The sequence below is a fragment of the Trujillonella endophytica genome (assembly GCF_900110555.1).
In the GTDB taxonomy this organism is placed as follows: Bacteria; Actinomycetota; Actinomycetes; order Mycobacteriales; family Geodermatophilaceae; genus Trujillonella; species Trujillonella endophytica.
In genome coordinates this window covers 36514-58652 of sequence record NZ_FOEE01000014.1, presented here as the reverse complement: position 1 = coordinate 58652, position 22139 = coordinate 36514, and the positions used below count along the sequence as shown (strand labels likewise).

Here is a 22139-nt window from a genome sequence, read left to right as displayed (position 1 = left end):
CACGGGGCCGTGGTGGAAGGCGGTGGAACGTGGACCGGCTCAGGCGGTCGCGGCCTGGGCCTGCGCGGGCTCGGCGGTGCCCGGCCAGTGGTGGTCGGAGATGTCGAAGGCGACCGTGCCGTCGGGGGTCTTCATCTTGACCTCCCACGTGGCGCCGGCGGCCGCCGCTTCCTCGCGGGACATGTTGCCGGTCATGCTCACCGCGCCCAGGGACTCCGCCCGGGCGACCGCGGCGTCGACGTCGTCGACGACGAAGCCGATGTGGTTGATGCCCTCCGGCTTGGCGTTGGGGTAGTCGGCGTGCACCTTGATCAGGGCCACGTTGACGATGCCGTCGCTGAGGTACACCGCGCCCTGGCTGTCGTCGCCGGGAGGGCCGACGCGGCTGACGAAGTCCATCTCGAACAGCTCCGAGTAGAACTTCGCGCCCCAGTCGAGGTCGTCGCACCGGATCGCAACATGCCGCAGCTTCGCCATCGCACTTCCCGTCTCACACGTCGACCGAGGGTCGACCCCACTCGCACTGAACCGCGCTCAGTCGAGGCTATCATTGCGAGGAGAGACGCTCAACACACTCGCGGCTCAGGCGGTCGGGTTCTCTGCGATCCCCGGCAGCATCCGCCGCAGCACGGCCAGCGCGGCATCGACGACGACGGCGGCCTCGGCCTCGGTCGCGCAGGCGGCCACCGCCCGGCAGGCCCCGCCCATCGCCGCCGACGCCATCTCCACCAGCACCTGTGTCGCGGTGCCCTCCGGGAGCTCCAGCAGCTCGGCGTGCACGCGCAGCCACGACCGGCTCAATGCCCGGTCCTCGGCCGAGAACCCCGGCGGCAGGTCGCCGTTGAGGGCCATGTGCACGATGTCGCGCGCCTGCCAGCAGTGCGAGAGGTAGGCGCGGGTACCGACCAGGAACAGCGCGCCCCCGTCGTCCTCCCCCGACTGCCGCGCGGCCTCGATCGCCTGCCGGGTGTCCGCCCACTGCCGCTGCTGGTAGTCGGTCCAGACGGCCCGGTACAGGCCCTCCTTGTTGGCGAAGTGGTAGTAGAGGAGGCCGACGCTGACGCCGGCCTCCTCCGCGATGCGCGCCACGCTCGCCCGGTGGAAACCGCGCTCGGCGAAGGCGGCCCGCGCGACCGAGAGGATGGTCCGCGCGGTGCCGTCGACGACCGGGGGTGCGTCCCCGGCGTACGCCGGGGGCGGGACGGCGGGCGTCCCGTCGTTGCGGACTGTGGGCACGCGGACCGTCCTGGGCATCGGCTGTGGGGCAGCCCAGGGTAGGTGGCGGGCCGGCCCCGCGTCGCCGGCCGGTTCCCGTGCCGGTGTCAGACTCCTGAACGACACTCAGCACCGCGCCGCCCGACGACCCCGCCAGGAGGAGCAGCACCCATGCGGATCACCGGGCTCGGCCACGCCGGCCTGCGCATCGACACCGCCGCGGGCAGCGTGCTCGTCGACCCGTGGACGACGCCGGCGTACCTGGGCGCCTGGACGCCGTTCCCCGACAATGCCGGCCTGGACTGGGCGCGGCTGGCCGACACCGACCACCTCGTCGTCACCTCCGTCGCCCCCGATCACCTGGACCTGGAGCTGCTGCGCCGGCACGTGCGCCGCGACGTCTCCGTCCTCCTGCCCGACCTCCCCACGACCGAGCTCCGCGACCGGCTGGCCGGCGCCGGGTTCACCCGGTTCGTCGAGACCCGCGCCGGCGTGGTCACCGACCTCGGCGGCCTCCGCGTCGGAATCGACGCTCAGACCCGCCCCACCGACGGCCCGTCGGGCCAGGCGGTCGTGTGGCTCTCCGACGGCACGGCCACCGTGCTCGTCCAGGGCGAGGCGCAGCCGCGGGACCTGCGGCTGTTCACCGCCCTCGGGCCGGTCGACGTCCACCTGCTGCAGGCGACCCCGGCGGGCTGGTCGCCGATGGCGTACGACCTGCCCGAGCAGGCGAGACGCGCCATCGCGGACGACCTGCGCGCCCACGCGTTCCGCACCGCCCGCCGGTACGTCAGCGAGGTGGGCGCGGCCTACGTCGTCCCCATCGGGGGCCCGCCGGCCTTCCGGGACGACGGCCTCGCGCACCTCAACCGGCTCGGTGAGGACGGCGGGAGCACCCACCTCGACCCGACCGAGTTCCGCGACTGGATGGCCGAGCGGGGCTACGACAACGTCCGGCTGCTCCTGCCCGGGTCGACGGCGGACCCGCGCGAGGCCGGCATGCCGGTGACCCACGCGCTCCCGGCCGGCGAGGCCGTGTACGCGGACAAGGCGGCGCTCCTGCGGGGAACGGACCGCGCCCCGTGGGATGCCCCGCCCGCCCGCGACCTCGACGTCCTCGCCGAGCTGCGGGCGTGGTGGGAGCCCTTGCTGACGAGCTTCCCCGCCGTCGCCGACGGGGTGGGCACGGCCGTGCGGCTGACCGGCGCCGACGCCGGCCGCGGCGACGTCGACGTGCTGCTGGACTTCCGCGGCCGCTCGGTGCGCGCCTACGACGGCGAGAAGGTCCGCTACGAGCTGAGGGTGGACCGCGCGCTGCTCGAGCACCTCGTCGCCGTCCGGGAGACCGACTGGGTGCACAGCCTCTTCCTGTCCGGGCGCTTCACCGCCCGCCGCATCGGCCGCGAGAACGAGCTGGTCTTCCTGTTCCTCGGCAGCCTCGACCCGGTCCGGCTCGGCCGGCTGGAGTCCTGGCTGACCCACCGGCACTCCGGCGGGGACGACGTGACGATCGACGGCTGGACCGTCCAGCGGCTGTGCCCGCACCAGCAGGCCGACCTGACCGAGGTGGGGTCGGTCGAGGACGGCGTCCTGACCTGCGGCGTGCACGGGTGGCGGTGGCGGCTGGCCGACGGCGCCTGCCTCACCGTCCGCGGGATGGACCTGCGCAGCGCACCGGCGCCGACCTCCGGCTGACCGGAGCGCGCGCGGGCGGAGCCGGCCGCAAACTAACTATGTTTGCACTGATGGTGGCGGGATGGCGTCCGCCGATCCGACCGGACCCCTCACCGAGGAGGAGCCGCATGGCCCGACGCTTCGACCCCGAGCTGGCGCCGTTCGTGCCGCTGCTCCCCGACCTCGACGTCACCGACGCGACTGCCGCCCGGGCGACGCTGACCGCGATGCAGGCCGGGCGGCCGCCCTTCACGCCTCCTCCGGGCGTCACGGTGGCGCGCCGGACGGTGCCCGGCGTCGGCGGCGTCGAGGTGCCGGTGGTGGTGTTCCGCCCCGACATGCCCGGTCCCCTGCCGGCGCTGCTGTACGCCCACGGGGGCGGCTACGTCATGCACAGCGCCGAGACCGACCTCGCCTCCCCCGCGGGGCTGTGCGCCGAGGTCGGCGCGGTGGTGGTGTCGGTGGACTACCGGCTGGCGCCCGAGCACCGGTTCCCGGCCGCGTTCGACGACTGCTGGACCGGGCTGTGCTGGCTGGCCGAGCACGCCGCCGAGCTGGGCGTCGACCCGGCGCGGATCGCCGTCGGCGGGGTCAGCGCCGGTGCCGGGCTCGCGGCGGCGCTCGCGCTCGCCGCCCGGGACCGGGGCGGGCCGGCCGTGGCCTTCCAGCTGCTGGACATCCCGGTCCTCGACGACCGCCTGGACACGGCGTCGATGCTGGCCTTCACCGACACCCCGCTGTGGAACCTCGCCAACGCGCAGCAGGCCTGGTCGCACTACCTCGGCGACTCGGCGCCCTCCCCCTACGCCTCGCCGGCGCGAGCCGGCGACCTGGCCGGGCTCCCCCCGGCCTACCTCGCCGTCGCCGAGTTCGACCCGCTGCGCGACGAGGGCATCGCCTACGCCGCCCGGCTCATGACCGCCGGGGTCCCGGTGGAGCTGCACGCCTTCCCCGGCACCTTCCACGGCTCGGCCGGCGCCCTTCCGCAGGCCGGGGTGTCCCGCCGGATGCGCGCCGAGCTCGTCGACGCCCTGCGCCGCGGCCTCGCCTCCCCCACCCCGACCGGAGACCCACGATGACCCCCACCCCCGACGTCGACTGCCTCGTGATCGGTGCCGGCTTCGGCGGCATCTACGCCGTCCACAAGCTGCGCGAGGCCGGCTTCGGCGTGCGGGCGTTCGAGGCCGGCAGCGACGTCGGCGGGGTGTGGTTCTGGAACCGCTACCCCGGCGCCCGCTGCGACGTCCCGAGCCTGGCCTACCAGTACTCCTTCTCGGAGGAGCTGGACCGGGACTGGACCTGGAGCGAGCGGTTCGCGACGCAGCCGGAGATCCAGCGCTACGCCCGGTTCGTCGCCGAGCGCCTCGACGTCCTCCCGCACATCACGTTCGACACCCGCGTCACCGCCGCGGCCTGGGACGAGGAGCTCACCGGCTGGCGGGTGGTCACCGACACCGGCACGACGGTCACCTGCCGCTTCCTGATCTCGGCCGCCGGAGCCCTGTCGGCCGCTCAGACCCCGCCCTTCGCCGGGATCGAGGACTTCGCCGGGCAGGCGCTCCACACCTCCCGGTGGCCCGCCGACGGCGTCGACCTCACCGGCAAGCGGGTCGCGGTCATCGGCACCGGCTCCACCGGCATCCAGGCCGTCCCCGAGATCGCGGAGCAGGCCGAGCACGTCACCGTGTTCCAGCGGACGGCGAACTTCAGCGTCCCCGCGCAGAACCGGCCGCTGCCCCCCGACGAGGTCGCCCGGGCGAAGGCCCACTGGGCCGACCGCCGCGCCGCCACCTTCACGACCCGCGCCGGCCACGTCATCCCCACCACCGGCAAGCGCATCCTCGACGTCTCCCCCGAGGAGCGGATGGCCGATCTGGAGAAGGCCTGGCAGTTCGGCGGCAACGAGTTCCTCGGCACCTACATCGACACCAGCAAGGACCTCGAGGCCAACGCCCTGCTCGCCGACTTCGTGCGGGACAAGATCCGCTCGATCGTGCACGACCCGGCGACGGCCGAGAAGCTCGTCCCGACCGGCCACCCGATCGGCAGCAAGCGGATCTGTGTCGACACCGCCTACTACGAGACGTTCAACCGGCCGGACGTGGAGCTGGTCGACCTGCGCGCCGAGACGATCGAGACCTTCACCCCCACCGGGCTGCGCACCACCGCCGCCGAGTACGCCTTCGACACCGTCGTCCTCGCCACCGGCTTCGACGCCCTCACCGGCGCCCTCACCCGGATCGACATCCGCGGCACCGACGGCCAGAGCCTGGCCGACGAGTGGGCCCCTGGCGCGCAGACGTACCTCGGCCTCACCGTGCCCGGCTTCCCCAACCTGTTCACCGTCACCGGGCCGGGCAGCCCCTCGGTACTGGTCACCGTGGTCATCGCCATCGAGCACCACGTCGACTGGATCAGCGGCCACCTCGTGCACCTGCGCGCGCACGGCTGGACCCGGACCGAGGCCGAGCCCGCCGCCCGCGACTGGTGGACCGACCAGGTCCGGGCGACCACGCAGCTCACGCTGCACCGCCATGCGCCGAGCTCCTGGTACCTGGGCACGAACATCCCCGGCAAACCCCGCCTCTTCCTCCCCTACGCCGGCGGCCTCGACAACTACCGCGTGGTCGCCGACGGCATCGCCACCGACGGGTACCGCGGCTTCGCCATGACCGGCGCCCGGGAGCAGGCGCCGCTGTGACCGGTCGCCTGGCGGGTCGGCGGGTCCTCGGCACGGGGGCGGGGTCGGGCACGGGCGCGTCCCTCGCCCGTCGGTCCGCCGGCGGCGCGGACCGGGAGCACGTCAGACGGCGTCGTCGGGAAAGGCGATGATCGACAGGAAGCGGATGGGCAGCCGCACCAGGTCGACGGGCCCGTGCGCGCCCTCGCCGTCGATCTGCAGCGAGTCCCCGGCCTCCAGCCGGTACACCGAGCGGCTGTGGCCGTAGTCCATGGCGCCCTCGAGCACGTAGATGAACTCGGTGCCCGGGTGCTGGAACAGCGGATAGGCCTCGCTCGCGTCGGTGAGGGTGACCAGCAGGCACTCGAGCCGCTTGTGCTCGCCCCGCAGCCCGCCGAGCAGGTTGTACTCGTGCCCGGCCCGGGTGCCGTTGCGGACGATGGGCGTGCCCTGCCCGGCCTTGACGAAGGAGGCCGGCCGCTCGACGTCCGCGCCGCGGAACAGCGAGGTGACGGGCACGTCCAGTCCCCTGGACAGCGCGGCGAGGGTGCCCAGGCTGCACGAGGTCAGCGCGTTCTCGATCTTGGAGAGCATCGCCTTGGAGATCCCGGTCCGGCCGGCGAGGTCCGCGATCGACCAGCCGTGCCGGAGGCGGAGCTCGCGGACGTTGCGGCCGATCGCCGCCTCGAGCTCGAGCTCCTCGATCGGCTCGCCCGGCGCCCGGTCGCGCGCGGTGCCCGAGGCGTTGCGGAGCAGCGAGGGATCGGTCATCGATGCAGGGTACGAGTGATCGTCCACTGGCAGGAAACGCCCGGGTCAGCCGGCGAGGGAGCGCAGGACTGTCGCCAGCGCACCCACGCCCGCCTCGCAGTCGTCGTCCCCGGCGTGCTCCGCCGGCGAGTGCGAGACCCCGGTCGGATTGCGCACGAAGAGCATCGCCGAGCGGACGCCCGCGGTGGAGAGGATGCCGGCGTCGTGGCCGGCGCCGGTGCCGATGACCGGCACGCCGCCGAGGAGGTCGGCCAGCCCCGCTGCCAGGTCGGCGTCGAACCGCGTGTCCGCCGTGAACGACTCCGTGACCGCCGGATGTCCCAGGGCCGCCTCCACCGACGGCACGAGCCGCCGGACCGCCGCCTCGTCGGGACCGCGGGCGTCCAGCCATCCGCTGACCGCCGACGGGATCGCGTTCACCCCGTTGGGCAGCACCCGGACCTTGCCGACGGTGGCGACGCAGCCGAGCTCCTCGGCGGAGCGCCGGGCCGCCTGGATCAGGGCGGCGAGGTCGAGCATCGGGTCGCGCCGGTCGGCCAGCCGGGTCGTGCCGGCGTGATTGGCCTCGCCGGCGAAGTCGAAGCGCCAGCGGCCGTGCGGCCAGATGGCCGAGCCGACCGCCACCGGCCACGGGGTGTCGCCGAGGTGGCGGCCCTGCTCGATGTGCAGCTCCACGAACGTGCCGATGCGGGCAAGGGTCTCGTCGTCGCGCCCCATGACCCCGGGCTCGCGACCGGCCGACCGCAGCGCGTCGGCCATGGTCGTCCCGTCGGCGTCGGTCAGGCCGAGCGCGTGGTCGGCGGTCATGGCGCCGGTCAGCACCCGCGACCCCGCGCAGGCGACCCCGAACCGCGCGCCCTCCTCGTCGACGAAGTTGGCCACGCCCAGGGCCCGGCCGGGCACGAAGCCCTCGGCCTTCAGCGCCGCGACGGCGGCGAGCGAGGAGGCCACCCCGAGCGGCCCGTCGAAGGCGCCGCCGTCGGGCACCGAGTCCAGGTGCGACCCCGTGACGACGCCGGGCCGGCCGGCGGCCGCGCTCGCGTCGGGGTCGCCCCACCACGCCCACTGGTTGCCGACGCGGTCCTCGGTCACGTCCAGGCCCAGCGCCGTCGCCGAGCCCGCGAACCACTCCCGGAGGTCGGCGTCGGCCCGGGTCCACGCGAACCGGCGGTAGCCGCCGGAGTCGGCCGCCCGGCCGATCGCGGCGATCTCGGCCAGCAGGCCGCCCACGGTCGTGCGCGCGCGGGTCACCGCATCTCCCCCGCCCCCACGTAGGGGTGCAGGCTCGCCAGCGGCCGGCCCTCGGCGAACCGCTCCAGCCGGAAGTCCGCCGCGGGGACGTCGGGGTCGGTGCTGTCGCCCTCCAGGACGAGGTCGGCCACGAGGTCCCCGACGGCGGGGCTGATCTTGAACCCGTGCCCGGCGAAGCCCGCGGCCAGGACGAGTCCGTCGAGGCCGGGCGCGGGGGCGATGACCGGGTTCCAGTCCGGGGGCACGTCGTAGACGCCGGCATAGGTGTGGGTGACCGAGGGGTCGGGGAACCCCGGGAAGCGGTGCAGCACCTTGTGCGCGTACCTCTCGATGCTCGCCTCGGTCGCGATGTTGGAGTAGTCGTCGGGATCGACGATCTTGTCCTCGACGTCGGCGTGGTCGCTGTTGCCGACGAGGAACTGGCCGGCGCCCTCGACCCGGCAGTACTGGAGGCTCACCAGGTCGGAGAGGACGGGCAGGTCCGGCAGCGGCTCGCCGGCGTCGACGACGAGCAGCTCCGAGCGGTAGGCCGCCATCGGGAACTCGATCCCGACGTCGGCCAGCAGCTTCGCCGACCACCAGCCCGACGCGAGGACGACCACGTCGGCCTCGCACACCTCGCCGTTCGCCAGCTCCACGCCGGTGACCCGGTCGCCGGTGGTGAGCAGCCGCGCGACCGGGGCGTTCTGCCGGATCCGGGCGCCGTGGTCGCGGGCCACCCGGCCGAAGTGCAGCCCGAGCTGGGTTGCGTCGGCGAAGCCGCCGCGGGGCTCGAACGAGGCCGAGGCGACGTCCTCGACGTTCAGCATCGGCCACAGGGCCGAGAGCTCGTCGAGGTCGATCAGGTCGACCTCGATCCCGAGGGACCGGTGCATCGCGGTGTTGGCCGCGAGCGCGGCGACGTTCTCCTCGCCCACGAGGACGGCGTAGCCGACCTGCCGGAAGCCCACCTCGGCACCCAGATCCTCGAACGTGGGCAGGCTGCGCCACGCCATGGCGGCGATGGAGGGGACGCCGTAGTGCGCGCGGACGATCCCGCTGGACTTGCCGGTGCCCCCGCTGACCAGCTCCCGGCGCTCGAGGACGAGGACGTCGCCGACGCCGCGCTCGGCGAGCGCGCGCGCGATGGACAGGCCGATCAGCCCGCCCCCGATGACGATCGCCCTCACCAGGACCCCTGCCCTGGGATCCAGCTGGTGCCGGCGAGCGGGATCCGCGTCATCGCGGCGGCCTCGACGGTCAGGGCCACCATGTCCTCGGGCTCGAGGTGGGTGACGTGGGCCTTGCCGCACGCGCGGGCGACCGTCTGGGCCTCCATGGTCAGCACCCGGAGGAAGTTGGCGACCCGCCGTCCGCCGGCGACCGGGTCGAGCGCCTGCTGGAGGTCGGGGTCCTGCGTGGTGATGCCGGCCGGGTCCTGCCCCGCCTGGAACTGGTCGTAGAAGCCGGCCGCGGACCCCAGGGCCTGGTACGCGGCGGCATAGCGGGGGTGGTTGTCACCCAGTGCGATGAGCGCGGCCGTGCCGATCGCGACCGCGTCGGCGCCGAGGGCGAGGCACTTGGCGACGTCGGCCCCGTTGCGGATCCCGCCGGACACGATCAGCTGGACGCCGTCGGGCTTCTTGTGCACGCCCAGCTCCTGCAGGGCCTGCACGGCCTGCGGGATCGCGGCGATCGTGGGGATGCCGACGTGCTCGATGAAGACCTCCTGGGTGGCCGCGGTGCCGCCCTGCATCCCGTCGACCACCACGACGTCGGCGCCGGCGTGGACGGCCAGCTTGACGTCGTAGTAGGTGCGGCTGGCGCCGACCTTGACGTAGATCGGCTTCTCCCAGTCGGTGATCTCCCGCAGCTCGTTGATCTTGATCGTCAGGTCGTCGGGCCCGGTCCAGTCGGGGTGCCGGGAGGCCGACCGCTGGTCGATGCCGACCGGCAGGTCGCGCATGCCGGCGACCCGCTCGGAGACCTTCTGCCCCAGGAGCATCCCGCCGCCGCCGGGCTTGGCGCCCTGCCCGAGCACGATCTCGATGGCGTCGGCGCGCCGCAGGTCGTCGGGGTTCATGCCGTAGCGGTTGGGGAGGTACTGGTAAACGAGGTGCTGGGAGTGGCCGCGCTCCTCCTGGGTCATGCCGCCGTCGCCGGTGGTGGTCGAGGTGCCGGTCTCCGACGCGCCCCGGCCCAGCGCCTCCTTGGCGCGACCCGAGAGCGCCCCGAAGGACATGCCGGCGATGGTGACCGGGATGTCCAGGTGCAGCGGGAACCGCGCGTTCCGGGCGCCGAGCACCACGTCGGTGCCGCACCTCTCGCGGTAGCCCTCCAACGGGTAGCGGCTCATGCTGGCGCCGAGGAACAGCAGGTCGTCGAAGTGCGGCAGGGCGCGCTTGGCGCCCCAGCCGCGGATGTCGTAGATCCCGGTCTCGGCCGCGCGCTGGATGGCGGCGATGGTGGTGCGGTCGAAGGTCGCCGACTCGCGCAGCCCACGGCTGGCCAGGTCGTCGGGAGCGCTCGTCATCGGGGTCCCCGTTCGCGGGCTCGTCGTCATCAGTACGTGTTGTCCGAGTGGAAGTGGTAGAGCGTGCGGGCCGATCCGTAGCGGGTGTAGGACGCCGGGTCGTCCTCCTCGAAGCCGGCGGTCTTGAGCAGGTCCGCCAGCTCCTCGAGGTGCTCGGCGCGCATCTCCTTGGGCTCGCAGTCGGCGCCCAGGCTCTGCACGCGGCCGCGCACGTAGAGCCGGGCCTCGTAGATCGAGTCGCCCAGGGCGTCGCCGGCGTCACCGCGCACGACCATCCGCCCGCGCTGGGCCATGAACGCGCTCATGTGGCCGACCGAGCCGCCGACGACGACGTCGAGCCCCTTGAGCGAGATGCCGCACCGGGCCGCCGCGTCCCCGTCGACGACCAGGAGCCCCCCGCGGCCGGTGGCGCCGGCGGATTGCGAGGCGTTGCCGGTGACGTGCACCGTTCCGCTCATCATGTTCTCGGCCAGTCCGGTGCCGGCGTTGCCGCGGATCGTCACGTCGGCGCGCTGGTTCATCCCCGCCGCGTAGTAGCCGACGTGCCCCTCGACGGTCACGCTCACCGGGGCGTCGAGGCCGACGGCGACGTTGTGGGCCCCCTGGGGGTTGCCGATGACGAAGTCGCCGGAGATGCCGGGGGCGTGCAGGGCGGCGTTGACCTCCCGCAGCGGGGTCGTGGCCAGGTCGAAGGTGGTGCTCATGCGGTCACCACTTCCTGCGCGCGGGTCCAGGCGTAGATGACCTCCGGCTCCGGCTCCCAGATCCGGGCGTCCTCGATCCCCGGCAGGTGGGCCAGCGCGCGGAACTCGCTGGCCATCGCCACCCAGTCGCCGGTCTCGGCGATCACGGCGGGCTTGCAGGCGATGGCGTCGCGCACGACGGCGAAGGAGTTCCGGTCGGAGACCAGGAGCGTGTAGAAGCCGTCGAACGTCGTCGTCAGGTCGGTCAGTGCGGTCGCGACGTCCCGGCCGGCGGCCAGCCGGTGGGCCACGAAGCGGGCGCCGACCTCGGTGTCGTTGAGCGAGTCGAACTCGACCCCGGCGGCCAGCAGCTCGCGGCGGATCGTGGCGTGGTTGGAGAAGGACCCGTTGTGGACCAGGCACTGGTCGGGGCCGACGGCGTAGGGGTGCGCGCCGGCGGGGGTGACCGCCGACTCCGTGGCCATCCGCGTGTGACCGACACCCTGCCAGCCCTGCGCCGCCGCCAGCCCCCACCGCTGCGCGAGGTCGCGCGGGCGGCCGACGCCCTTGAGCACGGCCAGATCGGTGCCGAATCCGCCGACGAGCACGTGCGGGTAGCGACGCCGCGCGGCGGCCGGCAGGACCTCGGGGTCCACGTCGGCGGACGCGAGCAGGACGTCGCCCACCTCCGTGACGACGACGTCGGCGCCCAGCTCGGCGGTCAGGGCCGCGGCCACCTCGGCCGCCGGCGCCCCGACGTCGATCAGGGAGATCGTGGCCCGGCCCGCCGGGGACCACGCCTCGTTGCCGTAGACGGCGATGCCGGCGGAGTCGGCGCCCCGGTCCTCCATCGCGCACAGCATCCCGGTGAGCAGCTCGCCCAGCCGGGAGTGGAGCTCGGGGTTGCGCACGTGCAACCCGACGATCCCGCACATCGTCGTTCCTCTCTCAGATCGCGGTCAGGTAGCGGTCGTGCTCCCACGCGGAGACCGCCGCGTGGTAGGCGAAGAACTCGTCCTTCTTGAGCCTCGCGAAGTACTCGGCGACGCCCGGGCCGACCGCGTCGAGCACGCCCGTCACCACGTCGTCGCCCTCGAACGCCTCCACCGCGTGCAGCAGCGTCGCGGGGAACGGGGTGTCCGGGCCGGTGCCGACCTCGCCGAGCGAGCGGCCGTGGGCGATGCCGTCGAGGCCCGCGCCGACGGCGGCCGCGATGGCCAGGTAAGGGTTCGCCGACCCGTCCCCGCCGCGCAGTTCGATCCGCTGGTCGTCGGGGATGCGCACGTAGTGCGTCCGGTCGTTCCCGCCGTACGTCGGCAGGGTCGGCGCCCAGGTCGCGCCGCTGGCGCTCGAGGCGACCGCGCCGGTGCGCTTGTAGGAGTTGACCGTCGGCGCGATCACCGCCTGCAGAGCGCAGGCGTGCTCGAGGATGCCGGCCACGAACGAGTACGCCGTCTTCGACAGGCCCAGCCCGACCGGGTCCGCGTCCCCGCCGGCCGGGAAGACGCTCGCGCCGGTGGCGGTGTCGCGCAGCGACAGGTGCAGGTGCAGCCCCGAGCCGGTGCGGTCGGCGAACGGCTTGGGCATGAACGTCGCGATCATCCCGCGCTCGGCCGCCATCACGTTGAGCAGATAGCGCAGGGTGACCACCCGGTCGGCGGTCGTGAGGGCGTCGGCGTACTCGAAGTTCTGCTCGAACTGGCCGTTGCCGTCCTCGTGGTCGTTGGCGTAGTTGCCCCAGCCCAGGCTGTTCATGGCCTGGCTGATGCCGACCAGGTGGTCGTACATCCGGGTCACGCCCCGCGCGTCGTAGCAGGGCTGGGCCGCCGTGTCGTCGCCGTCGGCGGGGACCAGGCGGCCGTGCTCGTCGCGCCGGAGGAGGAAGTACTCCACCTCGGCGCCCGCGTACGGCGCGTACCCCGCCGCCGCGGCCCGGGCGACGGCGGCCTTGAGGATCACCCGCGGCGCGTAGGGCCAGGGCTCGCCCTCGACGTGCGGGTCGCAGTGCACCAGCGCCAGCCCCTCCTTGACGAAGGGGATGGGGGTGAACGAGGCGACGTCCGGCATCGCCATCAGGTCCGGGTCGCGCGGCTGCTGGCCGATCGCGCCGACCGCGTACCCGGCGAAGCCGACGCCCTCGGTCGCCAGCTGCTCCACGGCCTCGACCGGCACCAGCTTCGCGCACGGCTTGCCGGTCAGATCGACGAACAGCGCCAGGATGAACCTCGTCCCGGCCTTCTCGGCCAGCACTGCCAGCGCACTCGGTTCAGACATTCCGGACTCCCTGTGATCACTGCAATGAATCGCCGTGTCATGGGAGTAGATAGGAAACGTGTTGCCGAGGGGGTCATCGCCCGTTTCGTCCGCGTAACGTCGCGCCGCACCGCGACCCGGGACGCCGGCGGGCCGGCCGCGTCAGCCGGTCAGGAGCGCCAGGCGCGGGCGATCTCGGCCACGCCGGCCCCGCTCCGGGCCACGTCCATGACCCGCCGTTCCACCGCCTCGTGCGCGCGGACGGCGGCTGGCAGGTCGGCGGCCAGCTCGACCGGGATCCTGGCGACACCGTGCAGGTCGGCGTGCACCAGGTCGCCGTCGGCGAACCGGACGCCGCCGATCTCCACCGGCTCCCCCACCGCGACCAGCTCGACGTGACCGCCACCGACGTCGGGCCCGGCCGACCACGTGGCGAACCCGGCGGCGGCCATCTCCGGGACGTCGCGCACCGGCCCGTTGGTGAGGCCGCCGACCACGCCGGCGGCCAGGTTGATCGCGGCACCCACGTCGCCCCAGATGCAGACCGGCCCCTGCCAGTCGCCGACGTTCTGCGCGACCAGGAAGCCCGGCCCGGGCAGCGCGCGCAGCTGCGCCTCCCCCGCCTCGGTCAGCGCGCGGGTGCGCTCGGGATCGGCCGGGGGGCCGTGCCGGCGGGTGCTGACCGTGCGGGTGACCGCGAAGCCGACCCGCACCCCGAGCTCCGGGGAGGTGCAGCGGGCGGCATGCCGGTCCACGGTCTGCAGGTCGGCGGGGTCGACGCCGAGCCGCTTGAGCCCGTTGAGCACCGACGGCGTGCTGAACCCCGCCAGCTCGGCGAGGACGCCGGGATCGAGCGCCGTCACGAGAGCAGGGTCGGCTCGCGCCGCAGCTCCGCGCGCACGCTGGACTCCCAGAAGCCGTGGAACCGGTTGCCGTCGGCCCGCGCGCTGCGCTCCAGGTACCAGTCGGGCAGGCGGGTGCCGGCCCGGCTCCCGGCGGCTCGGATCCGCCACGCGGTGCGACACCGCTGCTCGAGCGCGACGGCCCGCTGGTGCACGGCACGGATGGTGGAGCCGAGGACGAAGACGCCGTGGCCGGCCAGCAGGGCCAGCTCGGCGTCCCCCATCGCGGCGACGGCCTTGGCGGCCGCGGCGGAGTTGTCCACGCCGCCGTCGTACTCGTCGACCAGCACCAGGTCGCCGCCGCCGAGGCTGGAGCTCTGGTCGTAGACGGGCGGGATCTCGCCCATGTCGGCCCAGACGGTGCCGTACTGGGAGTGGTTGTGCAGCGCCACCTGCACGCCGGGGCGGGCGCGGTGCAGCTCCAGGTGCAGCGGGATGCCGAGCGGCACCGGCCAGTCGCCCTCGACCAGGTTGCCGTCGAGGTCGATCCGGATGACGTCGCGCGGCCGGAACTCCGCCCAGCTCAGCAGCCACGGATTGCACAGCAGGGTGCCGTCGCCGAGGTTGACGGTGATGTGCCCGGCGAGGTGGTCGTCGTAGCCCTCGCGCCACAGCGTGCGGGCCAGGACGACGATCTCCTGCGCCGGGGTCAGCTCGGGAACGAGCTCGTCGGCGGTCGGGACGAACGACATCGGTCCTCCAGGGAAAGGGGTCAGGAGTCCAGCGGGAGGACGACGTCGGGCAGCGGGTGGCGGTAGAGCACGGCCGCGTTCTCGCTGCACATCTTCCGCAGCTCCGCGGCGGGGATGCCGGCCCACGCCTTCTCGATGACGTCCTGCGTGTGCGGCCAGGTGCCGTCCCCGTGCGGGTAGTCGGTCTCCAGCATGATGTGGTCGACGCCGATGACGTCGCGCAGCGCGATCGTCGACGGGTCGTCGATGGTGCAGAACCAGAAGTTGCGGCGCAGCACGTCCGAGGGCCGGTCGGCCCAGCCGCGGCCGTAACCGGAGCGGTCGACGATGTTGTCCAGGCGGTCGACCAGCATCGGCACCCATCCGATGCCGCCCTCGCTCATCGCGATCTTCAGGCCCGGGTAGTCGCGCGGGAAGCCCGACCACAGCCACTCGCAGCACGCGCCGAGCGACATCTGCCCGAACAGCGTGGCGCCGAGCTCCAGGATCGGGGCGCCGGGCGGGAAGGGGTGCATGCCGGAGCTGCCCACGTGCAGGGAGATGACGGTGTCGGTCTCCACGCAGGCGCGGATGATCGGGTCCCAGTGGTCGCGGTCCCACAGCGAGGGCAGGCCGATCGCGTGCGGGCGCTCGGGGAAGGTCACCGAGGTGAACCCGCGGGCGGCGTTGCGCTCGATCTCGCGCACGGCCTCGACCGGGTCGGCCAGGTAGGTGATGCCGCCGGGGATGATCCGCTCCGGGTAGGCCAGGTACCACTCGTGGTACAGCCAGTCGTTCCAGGCCCGCACGCAGGCCAGCCCGACCTCGACGTCCTGCGCGCCGAAGAAGACCCGGCCGCTGAAGCCGGTGATCTGCGACGGGAAGTTGAGCATCGCCCAGATGCCGCCGGTGTCCATGTCCCGCACCCGGGCGTGCACGTCGTAGCAGCCGGCCCGCATCTGGTCGAGCCGGAACGGCTCCATCGCCACGGTCTCCGGGCGCCGCCCGGCGACGGCGTTCATGCCCACCTGCTTGAAGATCTTGCCCTCGAACTCCCAGACCAGGGCCCCGGTGTCGGTCTCGACCATCTGCGGGCCGCGCTGCCGCAGGCGCTCGGGCAGCCACGTGCGGAACAGGTGCGGCGGCTCGACGACGTGGTCGTCGACGGAGATCACGGTGTAGCGGACCTGTGCCGGCTCGGGCTCGGGGAGGAAGAGCTCCGGGTCCAGGGCGACAGTCATGGTCTGACCTCCGGGGTCGTGGTCCCGCCCGGGTGTGGTCCAGGGCACAAACAGACTGAGCCTAGTTCAGTCGCTCCGCACGGGTCAACGCGGGAATGGAACAACGTTTCAGCTGGGCAGCATCGCGGCGACGTCGGGACGGCGGAGCTTGCCGACGTCGGTGCGCGGCAGCGCGGCCACGTGGTGGAAGGCCACCGGCACCTTGTAGGCGACGAGGTGCTCGCGGCACAGCGCGCTCAGCTCGGCGTCCGTGGCCGGGGGCAGGCCCGGCGCGTCGACGACGAAGGCGACCGGGACCTCGCCGAGCCGCGCGTCCGGGGCACCCACGACCGCCGCCTCCGCCACCGCGGCGCACAGCTCCAGGACCTCTTCCACCTGCTCGGGGAAGACCTTGTTGCCGCCGCGGTTGATCAGGATCCCGGCGCGGCCCTCGATCCAGACGAAGCCGTCGTCGTCGATCCGCGCGAGGTCCCCGGTCTCCACGTAGCCGTCGGCGTCGATCCGCGCGGACAACTGCTCGCCGGTGGCGTAGCCCGACGCCATCCGCGCCGTCCGGACCCGCAGCGCGCCGACCCGGCCGGCCGGCAGCTCGCCGCCGTCCGGGCCGACGATGCGCACGCCGACCCCGGGCAGCGGGCGCCCGGCGGCGCCCACCTTCTCCGGGTGCTCGCGCGCGTCGGCCGCGGTCCAGCCGACGACCTCGCCGAGCTCGGCCTGGCCGTAGCTGTTGAGCACGAAGACGCCGAACCGCTCGCGGAACAGCCGCGCCTGGGTCGGCGACAGCGGGGCGGTGATGCTGCGGACGTACCTCAGGGGCACCAGGCTCGCGACGTCGGAGGCGTTGAGCATCGCGATCGCGGCCGGCGGGAGCACGACGGACCGGACGTCGAAGCGGGCGACCAGCTCGGCGAAGACCTCGGGCCGGAAGCGGTCCATGATCACCAGCGGGGCGCCGGCGCGCAGGCCGAACAGCGCGTTGTAGATGCCCGAGTTCAGCGCCAGGGAGACCGGGATCAGGTTGGGCGAGGGGGGCCGGGCCGTCGTCCGCTCGCCGCCGGCCCGCAGCGGGCCGAGGACCCGGTCGAGCAGCTCCAGGTACCCGCCGTGGGTGTGCAGGATCGCCTTGGGCGGACCGGTGGTGCCCGACGTCCAGGTGATGAAGGCCGCGCCCGCCTCGTAGCGGCGCGGCTCGCCGTCCAGGGCGCGGATGCGCACCGCCGCCTCGTCCGCGCCGCCGGACTCGATGATCGCCGCGGGCAGCGTCGCGGCGAGGGAGTGCGCGATCTCGGTGGCGGGCGAGGCGGGGTTCAGCGGCACGAAGACGGCGCCGGCGGTCCAGACGGCCGCCATCGCGAGGACGCACTCGGGCGCGTTGTCCAGCCGGACGGCGACCGCCTCCCCCGGCACGACGCCCAGCGCGCGCAGTTCGGCCGCCCAGGCCCGGCAGGTGGCGCGGGCCTCGCCGGCGGTCAGCGTCCGGGTCGCCGTGTGCAGCAGCGGCTGGTCGTCGGCGGCGGGGTGGTCCAGCAGCAGCGCGGCGAGCGAGTCCTCGGCCGGCTCGGCGGCCGTCACGGGCGGCACCCCTGCCCGAACCGGTCCGGTACCCGTGCCCGCATGCGGCGTACCCCCGTCGGCGGTCTGCGACCCGAGGGGGTCGTCGTCCTCGCTATCATCACAATCATAGCTCTTTAAGCCCGTGCGGCACAGCGCGCCCGGCACGGGAACGGCGCGAGGCCGGTCACGGTCCCACCGTGGCCGGCCCCGCGCCGTCGGGACGGGCATGCCCTTCGCGCGGCGCGGGCTCGCAGGAGTCGGCGCCGCGGCCGGTCACTGCGGCATCGAGGCGAAGTACTCCTTCGCGGTCTGCAGGTTGTCGATCGGCATGGTGTACCCCTGCTCCAGGCCGATCCGCGTGATCCGCCAGCCCTCGGCGGTGCGCCGGTAGGTGTTCGTGTAGCGCGACATGCTGAAGGCCGCGGCGCCGTTCTGGTAGCCGGTCAGGATGATCAGGTTCGACTCCTGGACGGCGGTGTCGCCGTCGACCGTGACGCCGTAGTCGACTCCGGTCTGGAAGACACGGGGCAGCAGCCCCTCGGTGCCGTGGTAGGGCTTGAAGTAGGCCAGCAGCGCCTCGCGGCCGGTGGGGCCGGTGCCGGGCTCGTGCAGGCCCTGCACCTCGATGGTGGCGTCGTCGGTCAGCAGGTCGATCCCCTCCAGCGTGCGGTGGGTGGGGATGCCGTTGAAGCCACCGGTGCACGCCCGGTGCCAGCGGCGGAAGACGTCGTTGATCTCGCGGACGTCCTCCAGGTCGCGGACCCGGGACTCCAGGGCCTCCAGGCGGGCCAGGACGTCGGTGCTGCTGGACTGCTCGGTGGGTGCGGACATGGGAACTCCTCCAGGAACGGGGCCGCTTCCGCGGCGCGCGCGACGACGGGGGCGGGGCGGAAGGCGCGCAGGGCGGGGCCGGGGACCCCGCTGGGTCGCGTCCGGACGCTAACACCGCAGGGGACCCCCATCAATACAAAGATGATGGTTTGCGGGCGTTGCTCGCCACGAGCGGGGTGCCGCCGCCCGTGCTGCCACCATGCCGGGACCACCCGTCGCGCAGGGAGCACCCATGGCCACAGATCCGTTCGACAGCGCCGGCACGACCGACGAGGGATCGAGCTGCTCCGCGGTGGCCGCCCGGGACCCCGGGCGGCCCGCGATCGTCACCCCCGCCGGCGCGGTGCTGAGCTTCGGCGCCCTCGACGCGCGGGTGAACGCGATCTCGCACCACCTGCGCGCGCTGGGGCTGGGAACGGGCGACGTCGTCGCGGCGGTCGTGCCCAACGGCGCGGAGTACGTCGAACTCGTGCTGGCCACGGCCCAGGTGGGGATGTACCTGGTCCCCGTCAACCGGCACCTCGCACCGCCCGAGATCGCCTTCGTCGTCGCCGACAGCGGCGCGCAGGTCCTGGTCGCCGGGGCCGGGTCGGTGCCGGGACTCCCCGCCGACGCCCTCCCCCGGCACCGGTTCACGATCGGTGGCGCACCGGCCGGCTGTCGGCCGTACGCGGAGCTGGGCGCCGGGTACCCCTCGTCCGCCCCGGAGGGCCGCACCGCCGGCGCGGTGATGGCCTACACCTCGGGCACCACCGGCCGGCCCAAGGGCGTGCGGCGGAACCTCCCCGGCGTGCCGCCCGAGGCCGCCCTGACCCGCGCCCAGGGACTGCTGCTCCGCTACGGCGCGCGGCCGGGCCGGGGCGTGCACCTGGTGTGCTCGCCGATGTACCACGCGGCGCCGGGCAGCCACGCCGTCGGCTTCCTGCACCTCGGGCACACGCTCGTCGTCCAGGACTCGTTCGACGCCGAGACGTTCCTCCGCGACGTCGCGGAGCACGGGGTCAGAAGCACGCACATGGTCCCGACGCACTTCCACCGGCTGCTCGCACTGCCGGAGGCGACGCGCCGCCGCTACGACACGTCGACCCTGAAGATCGTCGCGCACGCCGGCGCCCCGTGCCCGGTCGACGTCAAGCGGCGCATGCTCGAGGAGTGGGGGCCGGTCCTCTGGGAGTACCTGGGCTCGACCGAGGGCGTCGTCACGCTGGTGTCCCCGCAGGAGTGGCCGGCCAAGCCCGGCACCGTGGGCCGACCGCTGCCCGGGACCGTGGTCCGGATCGTCCGGGACGACGGCACGGAGGCCGCGGCCGGCGAGCCCGGCACCATCTACTTCGGGGTCGAGGGCGTGCCACCGTCCTTCAGCTACCACGGCGACCCGCAGAAGACCGCCGAGAGCCGTCGCGGGAACCTGGTGACGGCCGGCGACACCGGACTCGTGGACGACGACGGCTACGTGTTCCTGCTCGACCGCCGGACCGACCTCGTCATCACCGGCGGCGTCAACGTCTACCCGGCGGAGGTCGAGCAGCACCTGCTCACCCACCCGGCGGTGCACGACACCGCCGTCGTCGGCCTGCCGGACCCGGAGTGGGGGCAGTCGGTGCTCGCCGTCGTCCAGCCCGCACCCGGGATCGTCGCGGACGACGCGCTGCGCGCGGAACTGGACGCCCACTGCCGCACCGGTCTCGCCGCGTTCAAGCGGCCCCGGCGCATCGACTTCGTGGCCGACCTCCCGCGCACGGAGTCGGGGAAGCTGCAGCGGCGGCGGGTCCGCGAGCTGTTCGCGGAGCCCCTCCCCGACGCGTGAGCCGGCGCCACGGGGGCTGGGCGTCGCGCACCAGCAGGTCGTGGATCGCGTCGACGTCGTCCCGGCGGCGGTCGTCGCCCGTCGCCCTCAGGTCCGCTCCTCGCCCGGCCGGACGCGGTCCTCCTCGGCGAGGACGCGGTGCCAGTCGGCGTCCACTCCGTACGTCCACCGCGGCGGGCGGCGCTCCACCCAGGCCCGCGGGCCCTCCCGGGAGTCGGCGCTGCCCATGACGACGCGGTGGTAGCGGGTCTCCCGGTCGACCACCTCGGGCAGGGAGACATCGGCCCACAGCAGCCGCTTCGACATGGCCAGGGACAGCGGGGCGCAGTTGTCCGCGATGTCCTGCGCCACCGCCAGCGCCTTCGGCAGCACCTCGTCGGCGGGCAGCGACGCCGAGGCCAGCCCCAGCCGCACCGCCTCGTCGCCGAGGAACGTCCGGCCGGTCAGCAGGACGTCGGCCGCCACGGCGCGCGAGGCGGCGTGCGCCACCGTCCAGTGCGATCCGCCGTCGCCGAGCATGCCGCGGCGCACCTGCGGGATCGCGAGCTTCGCGGTCTCGGCGACGTACCGGATGTCGCACTGCATCGCGAGGGTGAGACCGATGCCGATGGCATGGCCGTTGACCGCGGCGATGACCGGCTTGCGCACCTCCCACGCGGGCAGGGACAGCGGCTGGGCGGAGAACTCCGGCGCCACGCCGCGGAAGGTGTCGGCCTCGGGCTGCATGTCGGCCCCGGCGCAGAAGGCCCTCCCCGCGCCGGTGAGGACGACGACGCGGACGTCGTCGTCGATGTCGCACCGGGCATAGGCGGCGCCGAGCTGCTCCCCCATCGCCCGGGAGTACACGTTGAGCCGATCGGGCCGGTTCAGGGTGAGGACGGCGACCCCACCGCTCACCGCCACGGTGACCTCAGCGAGAGCCATCGGGGGCCCGCCGCGGGGGCTCGTGCCGGGCCTGCGGGGCGGGTGGGCCGGCGGGGTCCTCACCCAGCCGCCGCACGTCGCGCACGACGTCGCGCCACCGGTCGACCGATTCCGGGTCGGTCTCCCACTGCTTGAGGGTCGAGTAGCAGACGAGCCGCGTGGCCCGGCCGCGGTACTTCGCCACCAGTGCCGCCGGCAGCTCCGCCCAGGTCGTGGTGACCGCCATGGCGTCGACCATCTCGTCGGTGACCAGCGCCGTGGCCTCCTCGTGCCGTCCGGCGCGCGCCAGCTCGTGGAGCCGCTCGCCCACGCCGGGCCAGCCGGAGGAGTCGAAGACGACCCCGTAGCCGGGCGTCGAACCGTAGAAGGCCAGCCGCTCCCGCAGGCGCTCGCGCTGCTCGGCGAGGGACCGCTCGTCGTCGGCGACGGCGGTCATCACGGGACAGACCACCTCGAGCTCGTCGGCCGACCGCCCGGCCCGCTCGGCCCCGGCCACGAGGTTGGGCCGCACGAGCCCGTCCAGGTAGGCGACGGTGTGCAGCGGGTGCACCTTGATGCCGTCGGCGACCTCGCCGATCATCCGGCACATGTAGGGCCGGACGCCGGCGAGGTGGATCGGCGGGGCCGGGTACGGCAGGGGATCCGGCGCCCAGGTCTCGGGGAGCAGGCTGAAGCCGTAGTGGTCCCCGGCGAACGCCAGCCGCTCCTCCCGCGCGAAGGCGGCGAAGATCGCGCGCAGCGCCTGCACGTACTCCCTCAGCCGGGGGCCGGGCGGGTCGAAGGGCATCGAGTAGCGGCGCTCGACGTGCGCCTTGACCTGCGTGCCCAGCCCGAGGACGAACCGGCCCTCCGTGGCCTCGGCCAGCATCCACGCGGCCTGCGCGGTGACCATCGGGCTGCGCGCGAACGCGACCGCGATCCCGGTGCCGAGCATCAGCCGGTCGGTCGCCGCGGCGGCGACGGCTGCCAGAGAGAAGGCCGGCGCGGCACCCTCGGGGATCCACAGACCGTCGAAGCCGACGTCCTCGACCTGCCGGGCGGCGGCCTGGACGGCCCGCACCGTCTGCCCGCCGCCGAAGGCGTCGATGCGGAGGGCGTGCCCGGCCGCGGTCACGCGCCCTTCTCCTGGTTCCATCGCATGGGCTCTATCTTTACATCTTTGGGATCGAG

Annotated in this window: 20 protein-coding genes; 4 read left to right on the top strand and 16 right to left on the bottom strand. The window is 74.0% G+C overall.

All coding sequences use genetic code 11. The annotated features are described in order from the left end of the window. Positions 1-39: 39 nt before the first annotated feature. Together BMY88_RS19000 and BMY88_RS18995 are read right to left on the bottom strand one after the other, a co-directional pair. Positions 40-477: a VOC family protein gene (locus BMY88_RS19000; protein ID WP_091947349.1), complete on the bottom strand. Its 438-nt coding sequence runs from the start codon at positions 475-477 to the stop codon at positions 40-42. Between the two features lie 105 nt (positions 478-582). Further along, positions 583-1236 (bottom strand): TetR/AcrR family transcriptional regulator, encoded by a 654-nt coding sequence (locus BMY88_RS18995; RefSeq protein ID WP_170861182.1) that lies wholly within the window; start codon positions 1234-1236, stop codon positions 583-585. 150 nt (positions 1237-1386) lie between these two features. Between BMY88_RS18995 and BMY88_RS18990 the strand changes: the two genes are divergently transcribed. The 3 genes from BMY88_RS18990 (at position 1387) to BMY88_RS18980 (ending at position 5590) form a co-directional block, all read left to right on the top strand. Beyond that, on the top strand, positions 1387-2910 hold the full coding sequence (locus tag BMY88_RS18990; protein WP_091947343.1) for a Rieske 2Fe-2S domain-containing protein: 1524 nt from the start codon (positions 1387-1389) through the stop codon (positions 2908-2910). 107 nt (positions 2911-3017) lie between these two features. After that, on the top strand, positions 3018-3968 hold the full coding sequence (locus BMY88_RS18985) for an alpha/beta hydrolase (RefSeq protein WP_091947340.1): 951 nt from the start codon (positions 3018-3020) through the stop codon (positions 3966-3968). Beyond that, a complete protein-coding gene (locus BMY88_RS18980; protein ID WP_091947337.1) occupies positions 3965-5590 on the top strand; it encodes a flavin-containing monooxygenase in 1626 nt (541 codons plus the stop codon). The genes BMY88_RS18985 and BMY88_RS18980 overlap by 4 nt, the downstream gene beginning before the upstream one ends. Positions 5591-5692: 102 nt before the next feature. Here BMY88_RS18980 and BMY88_RS18975 read toward each other — a convergent pair whose 3' ends face one another. From BMY88_RS18975 to BMY88_RS18920, 12 genes are all read right to left on the bottom strand, one after another. After that, positions 5693-6340, bottom strand: a complete 648-nt coding sequence (locus BMY88_RS18975; RefSeq protein ID WP_091947335.1) for a helix-turn-helix domain-containing protein — start codon at positions 6338-6340, stop codon at positions 5693-5695. Between the two features lie 45 nt (positions 6341-6385). Beyond that, the gene (locus BMY88_RS18970; protein WP_211435721.1) at positions 6386-7591 is read right to left on the bottom strand and encodes an allantoate amidohydrolase; all 1206 of its coding nucleotides are present in this window, start codon (positions 7589-7591) and stop codon (positions 6386-6388) included. Next, the gene (locus BMY88_RS18965; RefSeq protein WP_211435720.1) at positions 7588-8760 is read right to left on the bottom strand and encodes an NAD(P)/FAD-dependent oxidoreductase; all 1173 of its coding nucleotides are present in this window, start codon (positions 8758-8760) and stop codon (positions 7588-7590) included. Before BMY88_RS18965 ends, BMY88_RS18970 begins: the two co-directional genes overlap by 4 nt. Continuing rightward, a complete protein-coding gene (locus tag BMY88_RS18960) occupies positions 8757-10103 on the bottom strand; it encodes an FMN-binding glutamate synthase family protein (protein WP_091947332.1) in 1347 nt (448 codons plus the stop codon). Before BMY88_RS18960 ends, BMY88_RS18965 begins: the two co-directional genes overlap by 4 nt. A gap of 29 nt (positions 10104-10132) precedes the next feature. After that, on the bottom strand, positions 10133-10807 hold the full coding sequence (locus tag BMY88_RS18955) for a GltB/FmdC/FwdC-like GXGXG domain-containing protein (RefSeq protein ID WP_091947329.1): 675 nt from the start codon (positions 10805-10807) through the stop codon (positions 10133-10135). Continuing rightward, a complete protein-coding gene (locus BMY88_RS18950) occupies positions 10804-11721 on the bottom strand; it encodes a class II glutamine amidotransferase domain-containing protein (RefSeq protein WP_091947326.1) in 918 nt (305 codons plus the stop codon). Before BMY88_RS18950 ends, BMY88_RS18955 begins: the two co-directional genes overlap by 4 nt. 13 nt (positions 11722-11734) lie before the next feature. Beyond that, positions 11735-13060: a type III glutamate--ammonia ligase gene (gene glnT, locus BMY88_RS18945; RefSeq protein ID WP_091947324.1), complete on the bottom strand. Its 1326-nt coding sequence runs from the start codon at positions 13058-13060 to the stop codon at positions 11735-11737. A gap of 149 nt (positions 13061-13209) precedes the next feature. After that, entirely contained in the window at positions 13210-13902 is a 693-nt protein-coding gene (locus tag BMY88_RS18940) for an RraA family protein (protein WP_170861181.1), read from the bottom strand. Beyond that, a complete protein-coding gene (locus BMY88_RS18935) occupies positions 13899-14633 on the bottom strand; it encodes a class II aldolase/adducin family protein (RefSeq protein WP_091947318.1) in 735 nt (244 codons plus the stop codon). Before BMY88_RS18935 ends, BMY88_RS18940 begins: the two co-directional genes overlap by 4 nt. Positions 14634-14653: 20 nt before the next feature. Next, positions 14654-15853 (bottom strand): amidohydrolase family protein, encoded by a 1200-nt coding sequence (locus tag BMY88_RS18930; protein WP_091947315.1) that lies wholly within the window; start codon positions 15851-15853, stop codon positions 14654-14656. A gap of 108 nt (positions 15854-15961) precedes the next feature. Continuing rightward, positions 15962-17425: a class I adenylate-forming enzyme family protein gene (locus tag BMY88_RS18925; RefSeq protein WP_170861180.1), complete on the bottom strand. Its 1464-nt coding sequence runs from the start codon at positions 17423-17425 to the stop codon at positions 15962-15964. Between the two features lie 255 nt (positions 17426-17680). Further along, positions 17681-18238 (bottom strand): nuclear transport factor 2 family protein, encoded by a 558-nt coding sequence (locus BMY88_RS18920; protein ID WP_091947309.1) that lies wholly within the window; start codon positions 18236-18238, stop codon positions 17681-17683. A gap of 232 nt (positions 18239-18470) precedes the next feature. Here BMY88_RS18920 and BMY88_RS18915 point away from each other — a divergent pair, with 232 nt between their 5' ends. After that, the gene (locus BMY88_RS18915; protein WP_091947306.1) at positions 18471-20045 is read left to right on the top strand and encodes an AMP-binding protein; all 1575 of its coding nucleotides are present in this window, start codon (positions 18471-18473) and stop codon (positions 20043-20045) included. Positions 20046-20132: 87 nt separating this feature from the next. Here the strand turns inward: BMY88_RS18915 and BMY88_RS18910 are convergent, their stop codons facing one another. Then, a complete protein-coding gene (locus BMY88_RS18910) occupies positions 20133-20969 on the bottom strand; it encodes an enoyl-CoA hydratase/isomerase family protein (RefSeq protein ID WP_091947303.1) in 837 nt (278 codons plus the stop codon). Further along, positions 20956-22083, bottom strand: coding sequence for a TIGR03617 family F420-dependent LLM class oxidoreductase (locus tag BMY88_RS18905; RefSeq protein ID WP_170861179.1), 1128 nt, complete (start codon positions 22081-22083; stop codon positions 20956-20958). The genes BMY88_RS18910 and BMY88_RS18905 overlap by 14 nt, the downstream gene beginning before the upstream one ends. Positions 22084-22139 lie beyond the last annotated feature (56 nt).

Excerpts from the sequence above, each read along its gene's own strand:
- BMY88_RS18915 (WP_091947306.1), top strand. The coding sequence starts at position 18,471 with ATGGCCACAGATCCGTTCGACAGCGCCGGCACGACCGACGAGGGATCG.
- BMY88_RS18960 (WP_091947332.1), bottom strand. The coding sequence starts at position 10,103 with ATGACGAGCGCTCCCGACGACCTGGCCAGCCGTGGGCTGCGCGAGTCG.
- BMY88_RS18930 (WP_091947315.1), bottom strand. The coding sequence starts at position 15,853 with ATGACTGTCGCCCTGGACCCGGAGCTCTTCCTCCCCGAGCCCGAGCCG.
- BMY88_RS19000 (WP_091947349.1), bottom strand. The coding sequence starts at position 477 with ATGGCGAAGCTGCGGCATGTTGCGATCCGGTGCGACGACCTCGACTGG.
- BMY88_RS18985 (WP_091947340.1), top strand. The coding sequence starts at position 3,018 with ATGGCCCGACGCTTCGACCCCGAGCTGGCGCCGTTCGTGCCGCTGCTC.
- BMY88_RS18955 (WP_091947329.1), bottom strand. The coding sequence starts at position 10,807 with ATGAGCACCACCTTCGACCTGGCCACGACCCCGCTGCGGGAGGTCAAC.
- BMY88_RS18950 (WP_091947326.1), bottom strand. The coding sequence starts at position 11,721 with ATGTGCGGGATCGTCGGGTTGCACGTGCGCAACCCCGAGCTCCACTCC.
- BMY88_RS18975 (WP_091947335.1), bottom strand. The coding sequence starts at position 6,340 with ATGACCGATCCCTCGCTGCTCCGCAACGCCTCGGGCACCGCGCGCGAC.
- BMY88_RS18980 (WP_091947337.1), top strand. The coding sequence starts at position 3,965 with ATGACCCCCACCCCCGACGTCGACTGCCTCGTGATCGGTGCCGGCTTC.
- BMY88_RS18990 (WP_091947343.1), top strand. The coding sequence starts at position 1,387 with ATGCGGATCACCGGGCTCGGCCACGCCGGCCTGCGCATCGACACCGCC.
- glnT (WP_091947324.1), bottom strand. The coding sequence starts at position 13,060 with ATGTCTGAACCGAGTGCGCTGGCAGTGCTGGCCGAGAAGGCCGGGACG.
- BMY88_RS18920 (WP_091947309.1), bottom strand. The coding sequence starts at position 18,238 with ATGTCCGCACCCACCGAGCAGTCCAGCAGCACCGACGTCCTGGCCCGC.
- BMY88_RS18935 (WP_091947318.1), bottom strand. The coding sequence starts at position 14,633 with ATGTCGTTCGTCCCGACCGCCGACGAGCTCGTTCCCGAGCTGACCCCG.
- BMY88_RS18910 (WP_091947303.1), bottom strand. The coding sequence starts at position 20,969 with ATGGCTCTCGCTGAGGTCACCGTGGCGGTGAGCGGTGGGGTCGCCGTC.